Below are 21,158 nucleotides of genomic sequence, written 5' to 3'. Positions count from 1 at the left end.
ACCGGATATAGAGCAGCAACAATACAAGTTTGCTGCACTCAATTTGGTGGCTGATTAACGCCTTATCAGTCTTTTATTAAGAGCACACGGTTTATTAATATCGAACTGCCTATTAATAGAGATACACTGCGCCTGAGCTACGAGCACTGTTATCCGTCTGATCGCCACCAATTCCTGTCGCTCCAGAGCCTTCGCCATGAGCCCCGACAGCTAACGTCATACCCTCAGCACTTAGGGACACATCAGAGCAAAAAATATCTCTCACGCCCGGATTGGGGGATTTGATATATGCCTGCTGCTCCCAGGCTCCATCAGCAAGAGTAAATACGTACACCGCCCCTGAATAGCCTATGCTGTTATCCGTCTGATCACCGCCTATTCCTGTGGCACCAGAGTCCTCACCAAACGCAGCAACAGCCAAAGTGGTACCATGAGCACTTATCTCCGCAGCCGTACCAAAGTAGTCTCTTGATTGTGTATTCGAGGCTTTAACATAAGCCTGTTGCGACCATACCCCATCATCACGAGCAAACACATACACCGCCCCAGAGTCAGTCATGCTGTTATCGCCTTGCTCCCCATCAATACCAACGGCATTGGAGTCTTCCCCATGAGCCGTGGCAGCAAGCATCGAACCATCGTTGCTCAGTGACACAGAAAACACCCCAAACCCATCATAGGCTTCAGTATTTGAAGCCTTAATATATGCCTGTTGCGCCCACGCTTGCTCTGAGAGTGTAAAAACATACACCGCCCCCGAGTCAGTGGCACTGTTATCACTCTGATCGCCATCAATGCCTACCGCACTGGAGTCTTCACGTTCTGCCCCGACCGCCAGAGTAGCCCCATCAGCACTTAATGACACTGCAGACCCAAACCGGTCGTCGGCCTCTGTGTTCGAAGCCTTGACATAAGCCTGGTGTGACCACGTCGTTCCGGTCCGGCTATATACATATACGGCGCCTGAACTGACAGCACTGTTATCGACCTGATCACTATCTAGCCCCACACCGCTGGAATCTTCACCGACAGCCGCAACAGCCAAAGTAGAACCATCTGCATCGAGTGATACCGCAATACCGAAGTTGTCATCAGCATCAGGGATTGATGCCTTGATGTACGCCTGTTGTGTCCAGGTGTTGTTAGTGCGGGTAAACACATACACGGCCCCTGAATTGACAGCACTGTTATCGGCCTGATTGCCCCCAACGCCAGAAGCGCCGGAATCTTCCCCAAACGCGCCGACCGCCAATATCGTGCCATCAGCACTTAACGCCAGCTCGGAACCAAAGTAGTCATCAGCGTCAGAATTTGACGCCTTGATATACGCTTGCTGCACCCAGATATTATTAGAACGAATAAATACATAAACGGCACCCGCATTTTCGGCATTGCTGTCATTCTGCTCTCCACCAATCCCTGTCGCACCAGAATCTTCCCTCGAAGCACCGACGGCAAGGGTCGCACCGTCAGCACTTAGGGCAACAGAAACCCCAAAATTATCAAACTGCTCTGAATTCGAAGCTTTAAAGTAGCCAATAGCGGCAGTAACCGCAGCAGGGCCTGGTGTTTTCTCGTTACTTGACGTTTTACCCTGTGTATTAGAAGCAATGACAAAAAAATCTAATTCATCATCAAGTAACACGTCATCCAAGCTTATCTCAGCTTGTGTAGCCGACGTTGGTGCAGCAAGGGGCTCACAATCATCCGGCTTCGAGGTGTTTTTCAGGCAAACCTGATATGAAGTTGCCCCCTGGCTTGCTTCCCAAGTTAAGCGGAATGTTTTAACGCCGATGGCACTGGCCTCAATAGCCTCTAAATTAAAGCTTTTAGGCGCAGGAATGATATTCCCTGACTCGCCCCCTCCATTACAGCCAACCAGTACGGCAAAGAGCAGAGCTAAAATTCCTTTTTTCATGTGAGCACCTATTTATACCAATCTACATAAGTACTTGATCATTCTTGCTAGTTAAAATCACTTTTAACTGCGTTATGAATTTTGTAATTAGAGTAACTAGTTAGCTGCAATTCATGCCTTGTTCTAAGCGACTTTTCCAGCGCAACTATCTGAACAACTACTCATCCAGGTTGGTATTATCTGATATATGAACAACCTGAATACTACTGATTTCAGGCTCAGTTAATTGATTCAAACACGGGTATTAACTCAGGTGGGTAGAACAAATAGGTGAATAATCAGCCATAACAGATCATTATCAATTTAAGCGACAACGAAAATATTTGAATGGCAAATTATCCGGGCTGACTTAGGTTTTCCGTCAAACGCAAACTGGGCAGCCTACGAGCCACCCAGCTTATAATGGAACATAAAGTTCTTTATTACACATTGGTAAATTGCGGCAACCATCGGCGCTGGGCCGCAAACATCTCTTTAAACATGGCATCGATTTGCTCAAGGGTACACACGGTTGCTGTTACAGGATCCAGAGCCAGTGCATAGCGCGCAGCATCAAGATTATTAGTCAGCGCCGCCTCGACAATCAACTCTTGCACGGCAGTGTTGGTTTTGATCAAGCTGGCACACTGCATCGGTAAACGACCCATTTGCTGTGGGTGAAGGCCTTTACTATCAGCCCAAATTGGTACCTCAACAACACAGTTTTCAGGCAGGTTATCAATCAACAACCCTTCTGCTTGGCGGTTCGGTACATTGCCATTTATTCGTGTTCGCTCACCGCTGACCGTCGCATTGATCAGCTTTGGTGCATTGAGCATATTAGGCTCAATAACAAATTTCTGTATACCTGCTAACTGGGCGTCAATTTCCGCCTCGCCCGCGGCATGCACTTTTTCTTCCAGTGCCAACAAGTCCCAGCGTTGAGGCAGGAAGTGGTTAATCATCTCTTCATTTTTACGGAAATAAGGCAGGTAATCACTGCAATGCCAATGGTTTTCGGTGCACCATAATCCAAAGAACTTCAGCACTTCACAACGCACGCCATCAGCGGCATAGACCTTCGGATTATTAACCATTTCACGGATCTTGGGCTGTAAGTCTTTACCATTAGCCACCATCTTGGTGATCCATGTCATGTGATTGATACCCGCAAACTCATAATCAATGTGCGGAGGAACATCCTGATACATTAACCGCTGCCAGCGCTCTGGGGTCGATGGATGATCAACCCAGTCACCCTCCCCCAAATACCCCGCCAGCTGAGCCGTGGTGTAACGGACCCCATAACACAAGCCAACAGACTGTATCGTGCTGTAATCTTTTGCCGCCCAGGTTAACGGCGCAAGAGGGTTAGCATAGTTAATAAACAGTGCCTCGGGACAGACTTCCTCCATATCTCGCAGTATGGCCAGCATTGGCGGAATATGGCGTAGCGCGCGGAAGATACCGCCCGGCCCCATCGTGTCGCCAACCTCCTGTATCACTCCGTATTTGGCCGGGATTTGCATATCCAGCCGCCATGGCTCCAAACCTCCGACCTGAATGGCATTAATAACAAAATCGGCACCACTCAGCGCCTGGCGCCTGTTAGTGGTCATCCTGATCCGAACCCGGCTATTAGCCTGCTCTGCCATTTTTCCGATAAGCTGATAGCTTCTGTTAAGCACTTCGGGATCAATATCCATCAGCACCAAATCAATGCCATTCAGGGCAGGATAAGAGAATAAGGCCGAAGTAATCTGGCGAGTGAACATCACGCTGCCCGCACCGATAATGGTTATCTGAGTCATATCTATCCCTTATTAAAAAGTAACCGCCGCCATGATCCCATGTGCTGTTTCAGCATCATGCTATGGACCATCAACGAAACAAGAATGGTGACACCGTAGATCAGGCGAGTCCAAAAGCCGGCCAATCCGGCGCTAATAATCCCGGCTTCCAATATACCGATAATGCAGGCACCAAATAGGGTGCCAATCAAAGTGCCGCGGCCACCAAGGACAGACGTGCCGCCAATGAATACCGAAGCAAATACCAATAGCATGTAACCCTGCCCCTGATTGGGCCACCAGCTGCTCATCTCAAGGCTGACAAACACCCCGACCAAAGCCGATATCGCGCCCATCAGCATAAATAGCATCAGGCGAGTACGCTCAACCGGTACCCCCATCACGCGTGCCGCTTTTGGGTTATCGCCAATAAAATTGACGTTATCACCGAATACATGACGAGAGAGGATCAGCCAGAGCAAGAAAACCATCGAAAGCGCCCACAGTACCTGGGCCGGGATGAACTCGGCAATACGGCCGACCATCAGAGAGTGAATCCAGCTATCACGCACTTGCGGAATACTCAGCGCAAGGCCGTCAGCCAGCACGGTTGTCAGGCCACCAAGAAAGAACTGAGTGCCGATGGTGGCAATTATTGAAGGAATACGGAAATACACCACCAGTACCCCATTCAGAATACCGCACGCGATGCCCGCAGCAATCGCCGAACCAAATGCCAGTATGGGCGACTGGGTAAGCTGGAATATCTGGGAGAACACAAAACCACCCAGCGCAACAACAGCCGGGAAACTCATGTCGATTTCACGTGCAATGATCAGCAAGGTCAAAGCAAAAGCCAGCATCGCCGTAAACGGGATCGTCGACATGAAAGAGATGTAAATACGACCATGGAGAAAAGTCTCCGGGCTAGATACCGTAAATACCCCCCAGAGAACAACGAGGATAAACGCTGTTAACACCGGAACCCGATGACGTAGCATGAAAGTATTCATCAGGCCCCTCTTCCGACAGCATCCAGCAACGCCAACTGCAGCGAAGACTGGGTCATCTGTGATTTTCGATATTCCGCCACGATACTGCCGCGATCCATCACTACAAACCTGTCGGCAACCCGGTAGGCATCATTCATGTTATGGGTGATCAGCAAACATGCTCTGCCCTGCGACTTTAAGGCCTCGATAAAACACAAAACCTTTTCGACCTCGCCCACCGACAACGCTGTTGTTGGTTCATCCAGGATCACCACCCGAGCATCAAATAACATGGCTCGGCCAATAGCCAACCCCTGGCGTTCACCGCCAGAGAGTGAACTCACCGGCGCATCGATATTGGCCCCGACACCACGAAAATCCAGAGTCTTGAGAAGCTGAGCAGCTTGTCTGCGCTCTTCTTTGTGATCAATAAACCCCAATCTGTTGCGAAAATGCCGGCCAAGAAACAGGTTTCGCCAAACTGGCTGCTGCTCACCGAGAGAGCCAGATTGATAAACGGTTTCAATACCTAACTGGCGGGCCTGCTGTACCGAGTAACGGTGAGTTTGTACTTTATCTCCGCCAATCAGCAACTGGCCATCCTCAATTTGCTCAGCACCGGCGATCAACTTAATAAGGGTCGATTTTCCTGCACCGTTATCACCGAGCAGCGCGCACACTTCACCACGATTGAGCGAAAAGTGAATGTTTTTCAACGCATGAACCGGGCCAAACCATTTGTTCAACCCGGTCAATTCAAGCACTCGCTCCGTCATTAACGAATGCCTTTTGCCGCCAAGGGAGCAATAAAATCAATATTGCTCTGGTTGACAAAACCCGCTCCGGTATTGATATCAAGGCCAGAGAAACCATAACGCTTGCTCAGCACAACCTGCACCACCGACAGGTAACCCATCAAGTACGGCTGACTATCGGCCACCAGCTGGACATAACCGGTTTTAATCGCATCCGCTGTAGCTGGCGAAAGGCTAAACCCGGCGACATACAGCTCTTGCGGACGAACTCCGGCATTGCGCAAGAAATTCCCCATTTGCGAAGTCAGTGCGCCATGATCCACCATAATCAGTTTTACTTTAGGGTTACGCGCCAGATACGCCGTGATCACATTGGTTCCAAGAGAAGGATCTTTATCTGTTTCCGGTGAGATCTGAAGAAAGTCGACAGCAAGCCCGGCGTCTTCAAGCGTACTTATCAACCCACGGGTAGAATCACTGCGCTCGGCGATATCTTTAATGCCCCAAACCAGTGCTTGGTCTCCCGCCTTGAATTGGCCACGGCGCAACGCTTCTTTGGCCAAATGGACACCACGAGCTGCATTACTCACGCCGACATAGCCGAACCCTTTACTTTGCTCGGCCGACATCGTGCCAGGAAGGGCTGTATCCACTGACGTTACCTGTACCCCTTTGCTAAACGCTTCATCAACCAAGCCCTCGTAGGCACTGTCACCCGGATGCCCCATTACCACAATACCCGTTGGTTTGGCCGCCAAAGCCAGCTTGAAGTTCTCGATCATCTTTTGTGGCTGCCAGTCTGAGTACATCACACGCAGATCTACCCCCAGATCACCCGCCGCCTGTGTCGCGCCGTTTTGAACAACCGTTGCGTACGGGCCACCTACCGGACCGCCGACATCAAACCAAATCGACATATCCTTCCCGGAAGGAGCGGCCATCGCTGCCGAAGCGGACAACGAAACTACAGCCGAAAATAAAGCAGACAATGCCACTTTTTTCGATTTACAGGATAAAGCGCCACAAATTTTCACAACCGTAATACTCCACATTGGTATATGCACTTGTTGCGCATGATACCCCTAAAGCATTACCCGGTCTCAAGAGAATAGTCTTTTTATGATTTCTATCTCAATAAGAAGGGAGATTGACCAAAACAATGCGGCTACTAATTTCCTCTACCGACTAACAAGCTTAATACTTAATGTATTATTGCAGCGTAATAAACTTATTATCTTATCCAAGGCACCATCCGTTTTAGGACAATATATTTTCGAGCAAAATGATGATAAAACGCAGCTCCAGCGTGTAAAATAATCAGAATCCAATAAATATATGCACCCGTATTTTTATGGATTGTATCGACAATTGGTTCAAAATGCTCCCAGTCAGTTCGCAACCACTGTTCAACAATAATAGAATACATCGCTGTGTCATTAAATTTTGGAATCTCAAATAGAAAGAAAAAGTTAGTATCTAATTTGGTTTCCATATAGCCGTTATTGGCAGAATAATCATGACAGCGTATAGGCTCCAATGCATGGCATGAGCAGCCATTTTTTCGAACTTGCTTGCGCCTGGTACATCATTGGGTGTCCTATACATAACTTTCCTTTGTATTCCTGAACTTCATTTTTAGCTCCCGCTTCCCATATTTAAAGAAAGTAATGAAAGATAATCTATATAATTTTACCTATTTCGAACCTTAACCATCAGGAGAATTCGACTAAGTTGTTCGATTAATTTGATAGACTAGGGTTATTTATATTAACTAGTTGAAAAATAATATTACGTGTAATCGGTGAGACTACTCAGCACAACTAATATCGGAATAGCTATTCGCCCGTCTTAGCACAACAGGCGAATAAGGTACCAGTGTAATGACCTAATAAAGGAATGATTTTATTGATGACACTCTTTTAGCAATTTCAGGAAAGTAATAACTCGGGGGGCTTGTCAGCATTTTCGGCAAATTCTCTTCATATTTTTGACGAAAGTCTTTTCCATTTTTATATATTGCATAGTAATACTCTCTTTAATGTTGTGGCACTACATGAGCTAAATTCTTAAACATTCCTTTCTTTCGTCATACCAGCTCGTTCAGCATCTCAACGCTGTAAGTGGTTAGCGGCTGTCGGGTACGCACCTTTTCAACGTAATCCGGGTTGGCGATCAGCGGACGGCCGATAGCGATCAGATCTGCATCCCCCTTGTGTAACGTCTTGCGGCCCCGCTCAGCATCATAGCCTCCACACGCGATCACAATGCCTTTATAAAGACTGCGGATATATTGGGTTACCGTGCCGGCAAGATGCTCCTGCTCACTGTCTTCAAACATCCCCGTGTGAACATAGGTAAGATCGTATTGATTAAGGCGTTGCAAGACATAATCCGAGACGGCTTTATCGCGATCATCATGTTCCAAGTGTAAATAGCCCACCGGTGATACACGTAGGCCGACATGGGTAATTTCCTGCTTCACCGCATCCAGTACTTCAAACAGAATACGGGCCATATTCTCTTCACTGCCACCCCAGTCATCTGTACGACGGTTGGTATCCCAATGCAGAAACTGATCCAGCAGGTAACCATTAGCAGCGTGGATCTCCACACCATCAAAACCGGCTTCACGAGCATTAGCTGCCGCCTGAGCGAAGTCCTGAATCATCTGGCGGATTTCTGCCTCTGTCATTTCACGCGGCACATCATATTGCAGATCGTCAGTACGAGGTACGCGTCCCTTCAAGGCAACGGCCGAAGGCGCTATAGGCTTTTCACCATTGAGATAGATAGGGTGTGAGACCCGGCCGGTATGCCAGATCTGGGCGAAAATTTTGCCGCCTTTTTCATGGACTCTCCTAACCACCTTTTTCCAGCCTTCTACCTGTGCCGGAGTGAAAATGGCTGGGGTATTGGGATACCCCTGGGCGCTTGGCGATATCATCAGAGACTCGGTGATGATCAGGCCAGTATCGGCACGTCGGGCGTAGTAATCGGCCATCGCATCGGTCGGTACCAGGTTATCATCAGCCATGCTGCGGTTCATGGGAGCCATAACAATACGGTTGCTCAGAGTAAGATCACCGCTGAGCTCAAAATTGTTAAACAGGATATCTTGGTTCATAGAATACTTACCTTGCTTTAAATCGTTTTACTGGCCTCAGTCCCGGCTAAACCTGGTTTACCCGGGATAACCCCGTTCAGGATTAATTTGCCCAGCGAGTCTGGTTCATACCGCCGGCAATAGCGGCCACTTTACCTTCCGTTTCTTAGTCATAACGGTTTCCTTTAATTTACAACTTCGTATTTAACGTTCACTGGCTGGTGACCAGCGCTTGGCCATGGATATACCATCGAGCTCTGTGCCGACTAAATGATTGGTGTAATTGCTCATTACCTTTAAAGTGATCAGGGCAATTACTTCCAGTGCGTTTTGCTGGCTGTAACCGGACTTAAAAAAAGCGTCAACCAGCGTCTGTGACATCACCCCGCGCTGCTCGACAAGCTTTAGTGCGAAACTGCGTAGCGTGGCTAATTTGGGATTCCCTATCGGCTGGTCATCGCGAATGGCATTGATCACTGCCATATCCACCCCGTGCGTCTCAGCGTACTGGGTATGACCTGCCATGCAGTATCGACATTCATGAAAACGATTGACTGTCATCAGTACCACCTGACGCTCGGTCGGGGTTAAGTCTGTTTTACCGGTTTGCTCAGACAGATAGACATAGCTATTGAGCAGAACCGATGATTCGGCCATGTAACCGAGCAGATTCGGCACAAAGCCCATTGATGCTTTCGCTGCCTCAAGCTGAGCCAGAGAGTCTTGTGGTGCGTTATATTGGCTGTACTTGATAAATTTACTCATTATCCCCCCTCCACAAAGCCGTTGTTTTGCGATGGAAGAAAGATAACCGACATGCTTATCGAATAGAAGACATGGAATATGAATAGCAACTATTCCAATAAAGAATTAATAGAATGGGTAAATTGCACTTATTTGATATTTCACAAAATGGGGAGATCCGGCTCTGTATGCCGGAGAGAATTGTTATTGCCAGCCTAGTAGCCGGCAATTTACTGATAAAGAGTTTTATCAGATAACTTTTGTTTCAAGAAATCGACAAAGCATCGAACTTTAAGCGGCACATAGCGACTTTGAGGATAAATCGCATTAAAAGGAAGTGGTTTTGCTACAAAATCAGACAAAATCTGTTTCAGCTCACCCGATTTAAGATGTTCATCGACCATCCAAACCGGTAGCTGGGCAAGTCCCGTTCCATCAAGAACCAGCTTAAGGATCACATCACCGTTATCGCCCTGAAAGTTGCCATTAACAGCGACGGAGATATTCTTATCCTGATGGAAAAAATGCCAAATGTTGACAGTTTTCAGCATCGAATACACCAGGCAATTATGGCGTCGTAATTCAGTGGGCTCTTTAGGTTCACCGTGTTGAGCCAGGTACTCAGGAGCGGCGACTAACAACATAGGATTGTCGAACAGATGCCTGGCTATTAGGGATGAATCTTCCAGCTCTCTGGCCCGGATTGCCACATCAACACCTTCGCTGATAAGGTCCACATGCTTGTCACTTAATGCCAAATCCACCTTGATTTCAGGGTAGAGGGATAAAAACTCTGACAGTATTGGCGCGATGACAAGACGACCAAAAACAACCGGTGCAGTGATCCTGATAATCCCTTTTGGTGAAGCCACCTGGGAGCGAGCACTTGCTTCCGCTTCATCCAGTTCTCCAATGATAGACACACATTTCTCATAGTATTCCGCGCCAACCTGGGTCAAAGAGAGCTCTCGGCTGCTTCTGGTTAGCAACTTGACACCCAGCATGGTTTCCAGGGCTGCAACTTTTTTACTGATTGTGGCTTGGGTTGTGTTTTTCTCTCGGGCCGCCGCTGAAAAACTGCCAGTTTGCACTACCCGGATAAAAGCCCGCATTGCACCTAACTGATCCATTCACCTTCCTTATTAATTCAAATATCGAATAGATGGTATTCATTTTAGCATTCTTATATTCGATTTGGATAGCACCTATTATTGCTTCAACGTTAGGCAGCAGTCATGACCGACCAGTGAGACCTACTGGCCAGAAATGCCCTGAAGAATATAAAGCAGCCTACCTGAATGGGTGCGACAGGCCCCTGATTAATAGAAAACATAACGTTTAAGAGGTAAACCATTATGTCTAACCATCTCGTATTTTATGTCGAATTTGATGTAAAGCCTGAGTGTGTCGACAAGTTTGTCAAAGGCGCGACCGGTGTCCTCGAGGCGATGTCCCACGAAGATACCTTTGTATCGACCTATTTTCACCGCCACGCCGACAACCCTAACAAGTTCACTCTGTACGAACGCTGGGACGAGCCGTCAATGGATGACTTTATGAAGAACCAGTTGCAAGGCAAATCATACCGCGACGCGTACGAAGCCTACTTGCCGGATCTACTGGCCAGCCCGCGAAAGTTCACCGTACTGGATCCGATTGATGAATGGGAAAGCAAATAACCCCAGCTTTCGTTGATAACATAAACCCGCCTCAGGCCTCGCCAGAGGCGGAAAATCCGAGGAAATAATCATGAATATGCAACAAAAGATGCAAGAGCTGCTCGATAAGCAGGAAATGACAGAAGTCATGTATAAGTTCGCCCGCGCCCTGGACCGGGTTGACGGTGAACTAATGAAGTCAACCTACTGGGAAGATGCGATTGAAGAACATCAGGACCCTATCTTCCCGGATCTGTTCTTTTATAACGATAATGCTCACGCCTTTGTTGAGCCTGCAATGGAAGGGTTCAAAGCCCTGAAAGTCACTCAGCACCGTATCAGCAACCCGCTGATCGAAATTGACGGCGATAAGGCGACAGCCGAGTGCTATGTCTGGGCTTACCATGTTCACGAAGAAGACGGGGTCGACAAAGAGGGCATCTTGGGTGGCCGACATCATTTCCGCTTTGAGCGTCGCGACGGTATCTGGAAGATTAAGCACCGCTCAACCGTATTTGACTGGAACCAGAACCAGAACGCTACAGCGATCTGGGCGGAAAACTACAGCGATAAATTACGCGGTAAACGTAATAAAGAGGATGACAGCTATAACTACATCAGCATCTAAGCTGAAACCATTGTGATTGTTTAGCAGGCACAACATTTTCAAGCGGTAGTGAAGCAGTATATCCACTGCCACTGCTTCACTACTGCCTGATTTGTGCATTACCAGACGCTATTTGTATGCAGACTATGAGAAGGAAAACCCAATGACGGCGAACAAATTTAAGGCTGGCGATCAGTTTCCAATTATCGAGTTGCCCACATTAGACGGCAACAACATTTCCCTTGGTATTCCACAAACCGGCTTTGACTGGAAAATGGTGGTGGTCTACCGAGGCAAGCATTGCCCACTTTGTACCCGCTACCTCAATGAGCTTGAAAAGCTCAAAGAAGACTTTTTTAAGCTTGGTATCGATATTGTCGCAGTTTCTGCCGACAGCGAAACACAAGTAACGGCCCATATGGCAGATCTAACGGTAAGTTATCCCATTGCGTATGGCCTGAGCATAGAGCAGATGCAACAGTTGGGACTCTATATATCCCATCCTCGTTCGGCGCGGGAAACCGATCATCCATTTTCCGAACCCGGCCTTTATGTGATTAACGACAAGGGCCAGGTACAAGTTCTCGATATTTCCAACGGTCCCTTTGTCCGACCTGAATTGGGGGTGCTGCTCTCCGGATTATCATTTATCCGCAACCCGGAGAATAACTACCCGATCCGCGGAACCTATGAGTAAACGCCAACTTAAATGACTTATTGCACGAGTCAATGAGGATATGATGAACATGAAATTACCCCAACAGTTATTAGTCACCACCTTACTATTCAGCTCTATGGTTGGTTGTGCAGCAGAACAGCCGGCAATAGAAAGTGCGGTAGCAGATCTACAGCCACAAAACGTCAGGGAATTTATCGATCCGGCTATCAAGGCTCCGCTAGAACAGCTTCCGCCGGCATTGTCTTTAATCACCAAAGATTCTGTCCTTGATGCCAGAGCCACTGTACACAAAATGCTGAAATTTCCGGACACCCCAGGCGTGAAGGTTGAAAGAAAGGAGATATTAACTGCTGAAGGCGAGGTGCCTGTATTTGTATACCGTCCCGAAAATAGTACAGCGATCACCCCTGCTATCCTATGGATCCACGGTGGTGGCTATATTATGGGACGGGCGGACAGCAACGATTTTGCCGGAGAGTTTGCCAAAGAGCTAAACGCTACCGTGGTCTCTGTTGAATACCGGTTGGCTCCGGAACATCCATTCCCTGCCGGGCATAATGATGTTTATGCAGCCTTTTTATGGCTGGTAGACCACACCAAGGAGTTAGGAATCGATCCTGAACGAATTGCAGTTGGAGGAGATAGCGCCGGTGCCGGCATGGCGGCGGGGATGGTATTGCATAATCGTGATGCTAAGGGGCCGGCAATTGCTCTGCAACTGCTGATTTACCCAATGTTGGACAACTTGCATGATACCCCATCAGGCTCTATCGAAGACTATCCGGTTTGGAACAGGGAAACCTCGTTCAATGCCTGGGATATGTACCTCGGTGGCAGCAATCCTGGTGAAGCGGCATCACCTTATGCGGCACCTGCCAGAGCAAAAGATGTCAGCGGATTGCCTAAGACCTTTATGACTATCGGCGCCGTTGATCTGTTCAGAGACGAAGTTGTCGATTATGCCCAACGATTAATGGCGGCAGGCGTGCCGACTGAACTGGCCGTCTTCCCGGGAATGTACCATGGTGGCCAGGTGTTCGTACCCGATGCGCCTGTTAGCCAGCAAATGCGTGGTGCATACCTATCAGCTCTGAAAGATGCACTCGCCGAGAAATAACCGTCTTTTACACAACGTCTACTCCCTTCACTTGCCTCTAAGCCAGGTGAAGGGATCATCTTCTTCGTGAACCCTTGTCTAGGGGTCGGCACCCTATCTCTAATCACAATATATAGGCGAAAAAAAACCGCTGAAGTTTCAGCGGTTTTCTTAAATATGGCGGAGAGATAGGGATTTGAACCCTAGATACGCTACAAACGTATGCCGGTTTTCAAGACCGGTGCTTTCAACCACTCAGCCATCTCTCCGTAAGTGCGTCGAATAATACACACCCGTTTTGTAAGTGTAAATACCCACTGGCACCGACTGCTTAGTTATCAACCAAATCCGCCAGTTTATACCTATTTCAAAACTCAGAGGAAACAAACCTTGCAGCCGAAGAAAACCGTGTGATACTAAAATGACGAATAAAAAGTTAGGAAGGGAGCCTAAATGAAGTTCGGGTTAACTATCTCTGTATTGATAACCTTTTTATCAGCCAATGTGGCTTCGGCTTCCGAAGACTTACAGGTGTTTGAAGATACAATCAAGCAAGAATGCAGTATTTTGTTTGATCGTGAATTTTCCCGCTATCGACTACATGTCGATCCCTATGGCGCAGAGTCATATGGCATTGCATTTGCCAAAGGGAAATTACGCAGCAGCTCAGGTTTGCGCGCACCAGACTCATCCATGATCTGCATTTATGACAAGCGCTCTCGCCGTGCCGAAATAAGCCAGAGTTTCGACCCTGAACGTCTCAATTAACTCCAAGTATCTAGCCCAATATCTATCATTAGCTTTGAGTCCTAACAGCGACTTGCGCATCTCCGGCAGGAAGCTTCGGCTTACGGGTAACTAGATAAACCGCTATTGCAGCCAGTACAAAACCAATCACGCCATAGCCATCAAATGATTCGTCAAAGACCAGCCAGGCCTGAAAGGCAGTCATTGGCGGCACCAGGTAAAAAGTCGTAGCAACTTTAGATGCTTCGCCATTATCAACCATGTAGAGAAGCAATAAGATTGCAATACCTGACAGCACCACAACCGCCCACACCATGGCGAAGATAAATTCAGGCGTCCAGTCCACCACCATCGTTTCTGTTGTCAGCGCAACAGGCAGAAACAGCATCGCTGCCGCGATATATTGCCACACCGCGCCGCCGACCATATCCACACCCTGACAGAACTTCTTCTGGTAAAGGGTACCCAAGGTGATCCCCAACAACGCAAATGCGGCAAATATATAGGCTGCTTTTCGGCTCCCTTCTTGTTGCCACTCCATATTTCCTTGCAGCACCAGTCCAATCCCGATAAAACCAATAAGCAAACCGATCCATTGTGACAGGCGCGTCTTTTCATTCCATACCATCACGATAATAACAGCGGTAAGAATCGGCTGAAGCCCGACTAGTAACGAACAAAGCCCGGCCGGCATCCCGAGCGAAATCGCCTCATAGGTACCACCAAGATAAAACCCATGAATTAACAAGCCCGACATCATTGAATGGAATAGCGCCTTCCCACGTGGCAAGTGGGCACGCAGTACAAACATCAGCAGTATGAAAAGGACGATGTTGGCTACCATGCGGATCAGCAGAAACGTGGCCGGTTCGGCATACGGGAGCCCAAATCGGGCACCAATAAAACCTGAGCTCCAGAGAATGACAAAAATAAACGGTATCATACGAACAGCCATCACTATTTCCTTTCCTTTTTATTTGTTAGACATTACTTTAATCAGGTACAGAAAAGTTAATAGAGACAGATTTGATTGCTTTTTAGGGTACAGATTGCAACCGAGGAGGTGTGGTGTGTCAAAAAAATACCAGCAAGTTGTTGATCTCATCACTGAACGGATTGACAAGCAAAGCTATCAATCCGGTGACAAGTTGCCCTCAATCCGAGACTTGAGTACCCAGTTGGCAATCAGCAAGAATACCGTTATCCGTGCCTACCAACAGCTCGAGGCTAGTCAGCGAATAGAAGCTCATCCTCGTTCGGGGTACGTGGTCACCCAGCTAAAAAGTCCGGCCACGGCAACCGTCAGTGAGCCCGGCTATGTCGATTTGATGTCTCTGAGCAAGGAGATTATGAGCCTGTCGCTGTCTCATCAGGTACTACCGGCAGGCTCGGCACACCCCGATACCCGCTTTCCGGCCATCCGTTCCCTCTATGCCGAAATCGGCCGCCATAGCCGCTATCAGACCAATATTCCCAGCCACTACCAGCTTCCGCCGGGTAATGAAGTGCTACTTCGTCAGCTCGTCTTTATCAACCAGGAACTTGGCGTCACAACCTCGGCGAGCGACATCCTGATCACCCACGGTGCTCAGCAGGCCATCAGCCTAAGCCTACAGGCCATCACCCAGCCCGGCGACATTGTGCTTGTTGAATCCCCAAGCTACTTCGGCAACCTGCTCCTGCTTGAGTCGCTGGGGTTAAAAGTGGTCGAAATCCCAGCCAGTGTCACGAGTGGAATGGATTTAAACGCACTAGAACAAGCCCTTGAACGCTGGCCTGTCTCGGCCATTATCATCAACCCCAGCTTCAATAACCCAACAGGCTTCATGATGTCCGAACCGGACAGACTCGCGTTTTTGGCTCTCACCAAGGCAATCCCAATCATAGAGGATGACGTTTTCGGCGGCCTAGCCTATGGCCGCAGACAGTTGCCGCTTAAAGCTCTGGATCAGGAAAACCGAGTGATCTATTGCAGCTCACTGTCAAAAACCTTGGATTCCCGCCTGCGTATCGGCTGGGTCATTGCCGGAAAGTACCAGCATCAGATAGAGAAACGCCTGATAACAGACAATATGGGCAGTTTAAACCTGATGCAGTCTGCCGTCGGCCAGTTTCTGACAACAGGTAAATACCGTCAGCACCTCGGAAAGATCCGCAAAAGCTACGCCAGAAGACAACGTCTGTTCTTTAAGCTATTCACAACCGAACTCGATCGCTTCCCATGGCTGCAAGGCCAGTACCACCTCTCCCAGCCTGAAGGCGGTTTTCTTTGCTGGCTCACCTTGCCTGAACACGCAGATTGCACCGACATCTACCAAGAAGCACTACGGCAAAATATCAGCATCCTGCCCGGCAAGATGTTCAGTACACAGAGCCAGCATAATCATTGTATCCGCCTTAGCTTTGCTAATTTTGATGATAACAACCAATGGAAAGCGGGTCTGAAAAAACTCGCGCAGATCATTGCCGACCATAGCAATCAAATCAGTTTCAATGAAAACCACAGCAAATAAGGAAGGCTTGGTCTAAATTACAGGATAAGCCTTACTAACCAAGGACTTTAGCTCATGATTGTCTCTGTTGTCCGCACCATTTCTCTTGTTTTACTTTCCATTTCTGGTGCGCTCCTGTTTGCCGGCGCAGCAAAGGCCATTGAGGTAATAACAGGTTCAAGCAACAGCATGAACTACCAAGTCTCCCTAGTGGCCCAAGACTTGTCTGTTCCCTGGGGAGTGACTTTCATTAGTCCAAATCAATTGCTGATCACCCAACGCCATGGGGAAGCTGTCATCATTGATACTGCCGGGAACAACCGAACTCAGGTTAAGGGCTTGCCAAATGTTGCAGCTGCAGGACAAGGAGGTCTGCTTGATGTTGTGACCGAACCGGGCTACCAACTGCCAAATGGCTGGCTGTATTTTACCTATAGCAAAATGCTTGGTGATCAGGCTGTCACCGTGCTGGCTCGTAGCAAGCTCGACCAAGATACGCTAACCCAGTGGCAGGAACTGCTCGTAACCAATTCTGCCACAACAAGCTATCGCCATTTCGGCAGCCGGATCGCCTTTGATCAGCAAGGGCACCTGTTCTTCTCTGTCGGCGATCGTGGTGAGCGCCCTAACGGGCAGGATCTCACCACCCATGCCGGATGCATTCTTCGCCTCAACATGGACGGGACTGTTCCAGCCGATAACCCGTTTGTCTCCACCCCAGACGTACTTCCGGAGATCTGGAGCTATGGCCATCGCAACCCGCAAGGCCTGGCCTTTGATCTCCGCAATAACCGCCTATGGGCAATTGAACATGGGCCGCGTGGCGGTGACGAAATCAACCTGATCGTAAAAGGCAGCAACTACGGTTGGCCTGTCACCTCCCATGGCAAGGAGTACTGGGGACCTCTGTCTGTTGGGGAAGCCACAGAAAAAGAAGGCATCGTTTCGCCGCATAAAGTCTACATTCCCTCGATTGCCCCAGGAAGCTTACTGCACTATACAGGCGATGCCTTTCCCGGGTGGCAGGGAGACCTGTTTGCCGGCGCGCTAAAACTTGAGCATATCAACCGCCTTTCTTTGAACAAAGACGGAGATATCATCTCGGAGGAACGTTTAGTTTCACCGCTGAAAGAGCGTATCCGGGCACTGATACAAAGCCCCGAAGGCTGGATTTACTTCACAACGGATTCTGGCAATTTATACCTGATTTCACCTGAGCGTTAATCACCTGCTTGCAGCTGTATCTGATCCGCTCCATGGTCAAGGCTGTACAATTATTATCTTCCTTGTTACTGCACAAACCTCACTCTCACCAGGAACAGTAAACAATAACGCACATATGGTAACTGCCTCGCAACCTTAGCAAAGGCTACTGGACAAAACAGCGAGCCTAGGATGATCATTCCCTTAATGAGATAGATAGGCATGACCCCAAGCTCAAGGAATGAAGCACCTCTATGGATCTACAGTCACTCAAGAATTATTACTGTTCAACCCCGGAACTTCTCGATGATGCGTATGCCATTCGATACCAAGCCTATTTGCAACAAGGTTATATCGAAGCCAACCCACGGCAAAGGCTGGCAGACGAATTTGACAGCATGCCGAACAACCATACTTTTGTACTGCAGCACAAAGATCAGGTGATTGCCTCCCTGCGAGTGTCGATCATCAAGCAGCAACCCGGATGGTTAGATATTCCGGTCAAACGGCTATTTCCTGAAGTCTTTACCGAGTTAGAAGAAAAATATGACACCCTTATGGAATTAAACAGGCTCACTGTTTTGCCTGACATCACCGACTTTTCAGCCACGGTTCCCATGGCGTTATTTGCCAGTCCCATGCACTTGACTGACATTTCGGGTAAAACCCTGATCATCTGTGCCGCGAGGAAAAATCACAAGCGATTCTACGAGCGTCTCGGCTTCAGGAAAATCACCGATTACAAGCGGTACCCAACCCTGAAATTCGATACCGCCATGTTTGTCAGCGAATGGGCCCCTGATAAGGATCGTCTGGGCCAATATCCGCTGAAAGCTCATTACTCCCAGCTAAAACCTGCTTTATCCGAAACTGAACTGAGCCGGTTACTTCCCTGATAACCAGAAGCTTCGTAACGTACTGATTAGCTTTCAACCGATGAAAACTTGTCAGAGCAGCGTTGGTTTTATCGGCGAAAAATAAAAAATCCCCTTCGCCAATGACTAAGGGGATTTTTCGCGACAACTACAGGAGCAACAATTACAAGTGCTCACCACGTCGAAGTGCATCAATACGCTTGTCTAGCGGCGGGTGTGTCATGAACAGTTCAGACAGTGATTTCTTGCCGTTAATACCGAATGCCATCATTGAACCTTCAAGCTGAGACTCATGACTGACTTTCAACCGCTCAAGAGCCGCTATCATCTTCTCACGTCCAACCAGATGCGCCGAGCCTGCATCGGCTTTGAATTCACGATGGCGGCTGTACCACATAGTCAGAATACTCGCCAGGAAGCCAAACAGGATTTCCATCACTGTCGAGACAACGAAATACATCATGAAGCTGCCGCCTTCGCCCTCACCGTCTTCGTCACCACTGTTAAACCCGCTTACCGCACCGGCAACCAAACGGGAAACAAAGATTACAAAGGTATTCACGACACCCTGCATCAGCGTCATAGTAACCATGTCACCATTAGAGATATGGCTGACTTCATGCGCCAAAACGGCTTCGGCCTCGTCACGGGTCATGCTGTGAAGCAATCCTGTCGATACCGCAACCAGCGAATCATCCCGCTTGGCTCCCGTTGCAAACGCGTTGATATCTGCCGAGTCATAGATGGCCACAGTCGGCATGCCTATACCAGACTGCTGAGCCTGACGCGATACGGTTTCCATTAGCCAATGCTCGGTTTCATTGCGCGGGTGCTCAATCACCATGCCGCCAACGGAGCGCAATGCCATCGATTTTGACATAAACAGTGAGATTAGCGAGCCACCAAAACCAAACAGTGCCGCCATTACCAGCAAACCGTTCAAGCTACCGGGCTGTAAACTGGTAAAAGCATAGATAAGGTTCAAGACAACACTGAAGACCAGCATCACAGCAAGGTTAGTTGCCAGGAATAATGCAATTCGCTTCATATTTTTAATATTCTCCAATTAGCAATCAAGCTTTCTAGTTCTGTACAAACGATGGTTTACCATAAACAAATTGCATACGGTGCCATCAATTCGATTTGTTATTTATAGTATGGTCGATCAATCTAATTACAAGTAAAAGGGGTAAATTGTTACGTTTCGTTAGTATTGATCCGAGGATACGTCACTGTTATATATTGATATAAGACCACAACTGTACCCTATCATCGTACGCTATCCAAGAATCCAGCCCCGCCGATAACATGCTCGACAATCGGTGATGTTAGTCATAAATGGCAGCTTTAGACTTTAGTCTTATTGAAAGTATGAGAGCATTCCACTATTGTCGAAGGTATAGCATCAACGATGCAGTATACCGTCGTCGAATTTTCAAGGAGGAATGATGGCTGATCACGAAAACTACCAGGTTGCTATTGATATCCTACGCTGTCATCTGGGTATGTCAGCAGACGAAGCCCACAAAGAACTTGGTATTGAACCAACGGCTAGCAAAAAACGTTCTGATACCCAGGAAGCACTTATCGGGCTGACAGGCGAAAGCTAACCTAAGCGTTAACTAATTCCCCAAGACCTCCTCTTTTGAGGAGGTTTTTGTTTCTAACACGCAAAAAACGTGACTCTCATCACCAAATACAGCCTGCATTCAGCGTCCCTGCCGCATAATCGCACCATACAACAATTAATGATAAATCTGCCTGTAACTTCCGGTTTCGCTTATCGCGGTCAACCAGACTACAGCGGGTAAGGATTCTATTATGCAATCGACTCTAATCAAAACAGAAAGCACCTCAGCTAATGTTCAACCATTACACCCATTGATTATTTCATCTGCATACTTTTTCGGAGTGGCCCTGCTACTTGCGGCTTCAGCGTTTGCTATCCACTTCGAGGTTATTAAGTACAACGGCAATATCGGTGAAAATTCACTAATCGAATACCTGCAGGAAGGCTATCTATTCGTTACAGCAAGCCTTTTTGCCGCAGTTGCAATCAAACACCGTGAGCAACGGGGCTTTGCCCTGCTGGTCAGTGCATTTTTCTCTGTCATCTTGATCCGGGAACTCGACAGCCTGTTTGACCAGATTCAGCACGGCTTCTGGAAATATCCTGCGTGGATACTGGCAACTGTCGCTATCAGCTATGCGCTATCCCATAAGGAAACATCAATAAAACCGCTCACCAACTACATCAGACATAAAAGCTATGGATTGATGTTAGCCGGTATTGCAACCCTGTTCGTTTTTGCCCGCATCTACGGCATGGGAGACTTATGGCAGGGCGTCATGCAGGAGAACTACCTGCGTTCAGTAAAAAATCTGGCAGAGGAAGGGGTGGAGCTGCTTGCCTACAGCCTGATCGTATTCGCTGCGGCGTGGTATTGCCTGCCTGAGCTATTCAGAAAGAACAAATAACATCTCATCATTGATGACAAATCCAGCCAATAAAAAACCCTG

At 48.1% G+C, this 21,158-nt stretch carries 21 protein-coding genes and 1 tRNA gene; 10 read left to right on the top strand and 12 right to left on the bottom strand.

What is annotated here, in order from left to right; genetic code table 11:
• Positions 1–112: 112 nt before the first annotated feature.
• The 9 genes from EIZ48_RS01080 to EIZ48_RS01040 form a co-directional block, all read right to left on the bottom strand.
• Complete coding sequence (locus EIZ48_RS01080) at positions 113–1,918, bottom strand: integrin (protein WP_160648285.1); 1,806 nt, start codon at positions 1,916–1,918, stop codon at positions 113–115.
• Between the two features lie 422 nt (positions 1,919–2,340).
• Positions 2,341–3,708, bottom strand: a complete 1,368-nt coding sequence (locus EIZ48_RS01075; protein ID WP_160648284.1) for an alpha-glucosidase/alpha-galactosidase — start codon at positions 3,706–3,708, stop codon at positions 2,341–2,343.
• Between the two features lie 2 nt (positions 3,709–3,710).
• Positions 3,711–4,700 (bottom strand): ABC transporter permease, encoded by a 990-nt coding sequence (locus EIZ48_RS01070; RefSeq protein ID WP_160648283.1) that lies wholly within the window; start codon positions 4,698–4,700, stop codon positions 3,711–3,713.
• Positions 4,700–5,455 (bottom strand): ATP-binding cassette domain-containing protein, encoded by a 756-nt coding sequence (locus tag EIZ48_RS01065; protein ID WP_160648282.1) that lies wholly within the window; start codon positions 5,453–5,455, stop codon positions 4,700–4,702. Before EIZ48_RS01065 ends, EIZ48_RS01070 begins: the two co-directional genes overlap by 1 nt.
• The gene (locus EIZ48_RS01060; protein ID WP_160648281.1) at positions 5,455–6,351 is read right to left on the bottom strand and encodes a sugar ABC transporter substrate-binding protein; all 897 of its coding nucleotides are present in this window, start codon (positions 6,349–6,351) and stop codon (positions 5,455–5,457) included. Before EIZ48_RS01060 ends, EIZ48_RS01065 begins: the two co-directional genes overlap by 1 nt.
• 314 nt (positions 6,352–6,665) lie before the next feature.
• Positions 6,666–6,926 carry a cytochrome b/b6 domain-containing protein gene (locus EIZ48_RS01055; RefSeq protein ID WP_160648280.1) on the bottom strand — a complete coding sequence of 87 codons (261 nt, stop codon included), beginning with the start codon at positions 6,924–6,926 and terminating at the stop codon, positions 6,666–6,668.
• Positions 6,927–7,520: 594 nt separating this feature from the next.
• Positions 7,521–8,558: an alkene reductase gene (locus EIZ48_RS01050; protein WP_160648279.1), complete on the bottom strand. Its 1,038-nt coding sequence runs from the start codon at positions 8,556–8,558 to the stop codon at positions 7,521–7,523.
• 183 nt (positions 8,559–8,741) lie between these two features.
• Positions 8,742–9,302 carry a carboxymuconolactone decarboxylase family protein gene (locus EIZ48_RS01045; protein ID WP_160648278.1) on the bottom strand — a complete coding sequence of 187 codons (561 nt, stop codon included), beginning with the start codon at positions 9,300–9,302 and terminating at the stop codon, positions 8,742–8,744.
• Between the two features lie 209 nt (positions 9,303–9,511).
• Complete coding sequence (locus EIZ48_RS01040; protein WP_160648277.1) at positions 9,512–10,411, bottom strand: LysR family transcriptional regulator; 900 nt, start codon at positions 10,409–10,411, stop codon at positions 9,512–9,514.
• Between the two features lie 225 nt (positions 10,412–10,636).
• On the opposite strand from EIZ48_RS01040, the gene EIZ48_RS01035 reads away from it, so the two are divergent.
• The 4 genes from EIZ48_RS01035 to EIZ48_RS01020 all read left to right on the top strand — a co-directional run bounded on the left by EIZ48_RS01035 (position 10,637) and on the right by EIZ48_RS01020 (position 13,342).
• Positions 10,637–10,960 (top strand): putative quinol monooxygenase, encoded by a 324-nt coding sequence (locus EIZ48_RS01035; protein WP_160648276.1) that lies wholly within the window; start codon positions 10,637–10,639, stop codon positions 10,958–10,960.
• 70 nt (positions 10,961–11,030) lie between these two features.
• Positions 11,031–11,567 (top strand): nuclear transport factor 2 family protein, encoded by a 537-nt coding sequence (locus tag EIZ48_RS01030; RefSeq protein ID WP_160648275.1) that lies wholly within the window; start codon positions 11,031–11,033, stop codon positions 11,565–11,567.
• Positions 11,568–11,709: 142 nt separating this feature from the next.
• Positions 11,710–12,243 (top strand): peroxiredoxin-like family protein, encoded by a 534-nt coding sequence (locus EIZ48_RS01025; protein ID WP_160648274.1) that lies wholly within the window; start codon positions 11,710–11,712, stop codon positions 12,241–12,243.
• Between the two features lie 49 nt (positions 12,244–12,292).
• Positions 12,293–13,342 (top strand): alpha/beta hydrolase, encoded by a 1,050-nt coding sequence (locus EIZ48_RS01020; RefSeq protein ID WP_160648273.1) that lies wholly within the window; start codon positions 12,293–12,295, stop codon positions 13,340–13,342.
• Between the two features lie 157 nt (positions 13,343–13,499).
• Here the strand turns inward: EIZ48_RS01020 and EIZ48_RS01015 are convergent.
• Positions 13,500–13,590, bottom strand: a tRNA-Ser gene (locus EIZ48_RS01015).
• Positions 13,591–13,774: 184 nt separating this feature from the next.
• Here EIZ48_RS01015 and EIZ48_RS01010 point away from each other — a divergent pair.
• Positions 13,775–14,089 (top strand): hypothetical protein, encoded by a 315-nt coding sequence (locus EIZ48_RS01010; protein WP_160648272.1) that lies wholly within the window; start codon positions 13,775–13,777, stop codon positions 14,087–14,089.
• A 28-nt stretch (positions 14,090–14,117) separates the two neighbouring features.
• Here EIZ48_RS01010 and EIZ48_RS01005 read toward each other — a convergent pair whose 3' ends face one another.
• Complete coding sequence (locus EIZ48_RS01005; protein ID WP_160648271.1) at positions 14,118–15,023, bottom strand: DMT family transporter; 906 nt, start codon at positions 15,021–15,023, stop codon at positions 14,118–14,120.
• Positions 15,024–15,138: 115 nt separating this feature from the next.
• On the opposite strand from EIZ48_RS01005, the gene EIZ48_RS01000 reads away from it, so the two are divergent.
• From EIZ48_RS01000 to EIZ48_RS00990, 3 genes are all read left to right on the top strand, one after another.
• Positions 15,139–16,581 (top strand): aminotransferase-like domain-containing protein, encoded by a 1,443-nt coding sequence (locus tag EIZ48_RS01000; protein ID WP_338046886.1) that lies wholly within the window; start codon positions 15,139–15,141, stop codon positions 16,579–16,581.
• 168 nt (positions 16,582–16,749) lie between these two features.
• Positions 16,750–17,784, top strand: a complete 1,035-nt coding sequence (locus EIZ48_RS00995; protein WP_439126568.1) for a PQQ-dependent sugar dehydrogenase — start codon at positions 16,750–16,752, stop codon at positions 17,782–17,784.
• Between the two features lie 233 nt (positions 17,785–18,017).
• Positions 18,018–18,659 carry an N-acyl amino acid synthase FeeM domain-containing protein gene (locus tag EIZ48_RS00990; RefSeq protein ID WP_160648268.1) on the top strand — a complete coding sequence of 214 codons (642 nt, stop codon included), beginning with the start codon at positions 18,018–18,020 and terminating at the stop codon, positions 18,657–18,659.
• Positions 18,660–18,801: 142 nt separating this feature from the next.
• Here the strand turns inward: EIZ48_RS00990 and htpX are convergent, their stop codons facing one another.
• Complete coding sequence (gene htpX / locus EIZ48_RS00985; protein ID WP_160648267.1) at positions 18,802–19,686, bottom strand: protease HtpX; 885 nt, start codon at positions 19,684–19,686, stop codon at positions 18,802–18,804.
• A 400-nt stretch (positions 19,687–20,086) separates the two neighbouring features.
• On the opposite strand from htpX, the gene EIZ48_RS29010 reads away from it, so the two are divergent.
• Positions 20,087–20,248, top strand: coding sequence for a hypothetical protein (locus EIZ48_RS29010; protein ID WP_192928416.1), 162 nt, complete (start codon positions 20,087–20,089; stop codon positions 20,246–20,248).
• A 211-nt stretch (positions 20,249–20,459) separates the two neighbouring features.
• Complete coding sequence (locus EIZ48_RS00980; protein WP_160648266.1) at positions 20,460–21,116, top strand: hypothetical protein; 657 nt, start codon at positions 20,460–20,462, stop codon at positions 21,114–21,116.
• The last annotated feature ends 42 nt before the right edge of the window (positions 21,117–21,158 follow it).

Source organism: Photobacterium alginatilyticum, from assembly GCF_009910675.1.
Taxonomy (GTDB): Bacteria; Pseudomonadota; Gammaproteobacteria; order Enterobacterales; family Vibrionaceae; genus Photobacterium; species Photobacterium alginatilyticum.
The sequence above is the reverse complement of the archived record's forward strand: the minus strand, read 5'-3'. Positions and strand labels throughout refer to the sequence as shown.

What these genes read in the sequence shown, in the direction of transcription:
- EIZ48_RS01080 (WP_160648285.1), bottom strand. Translation starts at nt 1,918, where the DNA reads ATGAAAAAAGGAATTTTAGCTCTGCTCTTTGCCGTACTGGTTGGCTGT.
- EIZ48_RS01075 (WP_160648284.1), bottom strand. Translation starts at nt 3,708, where the DNA reads ATGACTCAGATAACCATTATCGGTGCGGGCAGCGTGATGTTCACTCGC.
- EIZ48_RS01070 (WP_160648283.1), bottom strand. Translation starts at nt 4,700, where the DNA reads ATGAATACTTTCATGCTACGTCATCGGGTTCCGGTGTTAACAGCGTTT.
- EIZ48_RS01065 (WP_160648282.1), bottom strand. Translation starts at nt 5,455, where the DNA reads ATGACGGAGCGAGTGCTTGAATTGACCGGGTTGAACAAATGGTTTGGC.
- EIZ48_RS01060 (WP_160648281.1), bottom strand. Translation starts at nt 6,351, where the DNA reads ATGTCGATTTGGTTTGATGTCGGCGGTCCGGTAGGTGGCCCGTACGCA.
- EIZ48_RS01055 (WP_160648280.1), bottom strand. Translation starts at nt 6,926, where the DNA reads ATGGAAACCAAATTAGATACTAACTTTTTCTTTCTATTTGAGATTCCA.
- EIZ48_RS01050 (WP_160648279.1), bottom strand. Translation starts at nt 8,558, where the DNA reads ATGAACCAAGATATCCTGTTTAACAATTTTGAGCTCAGCGGTGATCTT.
- EIZ48_RS01045 (WP_160648278.1), bottom strand. Translation starts at nt 9,302, where the DNA reads ATGAGTAAATTTATCAAGTACAGCCAATATAACGCACCACAAGACTCT.
- EIZ48_RS01040 (WP_160648277.1), bottom strand. Translation starts at nt 10,411, where the DNA reads ATGGATCAGTTAGGTGCAATGCGGGCTTTTATCCGGGTAGTGCAAACT.
- EIZ48_RS01035 (WP_160648276.1), top strand. Translation starts at nt 10,637, where the DNA reads ATGTCTAACCATCTCGTATTTTATGTCGAATTTGATGTAAAGCCTGAG.
- EIZ48_RS01030 (WP_160648275.1), top strand. Translation starts at nt 11,031, where the DNA reads ATGAATATGCAACAAAAGATGCAAGAGCTGCTCGATAAGCAGGAAATG.
- EIZ48_RS01025 (WP_160648274.1), top strand. Translation starts at nt 11,710, where the DNA reads ATGACGGCGAACAAATTTAAGGCTGGCGATCAGTTTCCAATTATCGAG.
- EIZ48_RS01020 (WP_160648273.1), top strand. Translation starts at nt 12,293, where the DNA reads ATGAAATTACCCCAACAGTTATTAGTCACCACCTTACTATTCAGCTCT.
- EIZ48_RS01010 (WP_160648272.1), top strand. Translation starts at nt 13,775, where the DNA reads ATGAAGTTCGGGTTAACTATCTCTGTATTGATAACCTTTTTATCAGCC.
- EIZ48_RS01005 (WP_160648271.1), bottom strand. Translation starts at nt 15,023, where the DNA reads ATGGCTGTTCGTATGATACCGTTTATTTTTGTCATTCTCTGGAGCTCA.
- EIZ48_RS00995 (WP_439126568.1), top strand. Translation starts at nt 16,750, where the DNA reads ATGAACTACCAAGTCTCCCTAGTGGCCCAAGACTTGTCTGTTCCCTGG.
- EIZ48_RS00990 (WP_160648268.1), top strand. Translation starts at nt 18,018, where the DNA reads ATGGATCTACAGTCACTCAAGAATTATTACTGTTCAACCCCGGAACTT.
- htpX (WP_160648267.1), bottom strand. Translation starts at nt 19,686, where the DNA reads ATGAAGCGAATTGCATTATTCCTGGCAACTAACCTTGCTGTGATGCTG.
- EIZ48_RS29010 (WP_192928416.1), top strand. Translation starts at nt 20,087, where the DNA reads ATGGCTGATCACGAAAACTACCAGGTTGCTATTGATATCCTACGCTGT.
- EIZ48_RS00980 (WP_160648266.1), top strand. Translation starts at nt 20,460, where the DNA reads ATGCAATCGACTCTAATCAAAACAGAAAGCACCTCAGCTAATGTTCAA.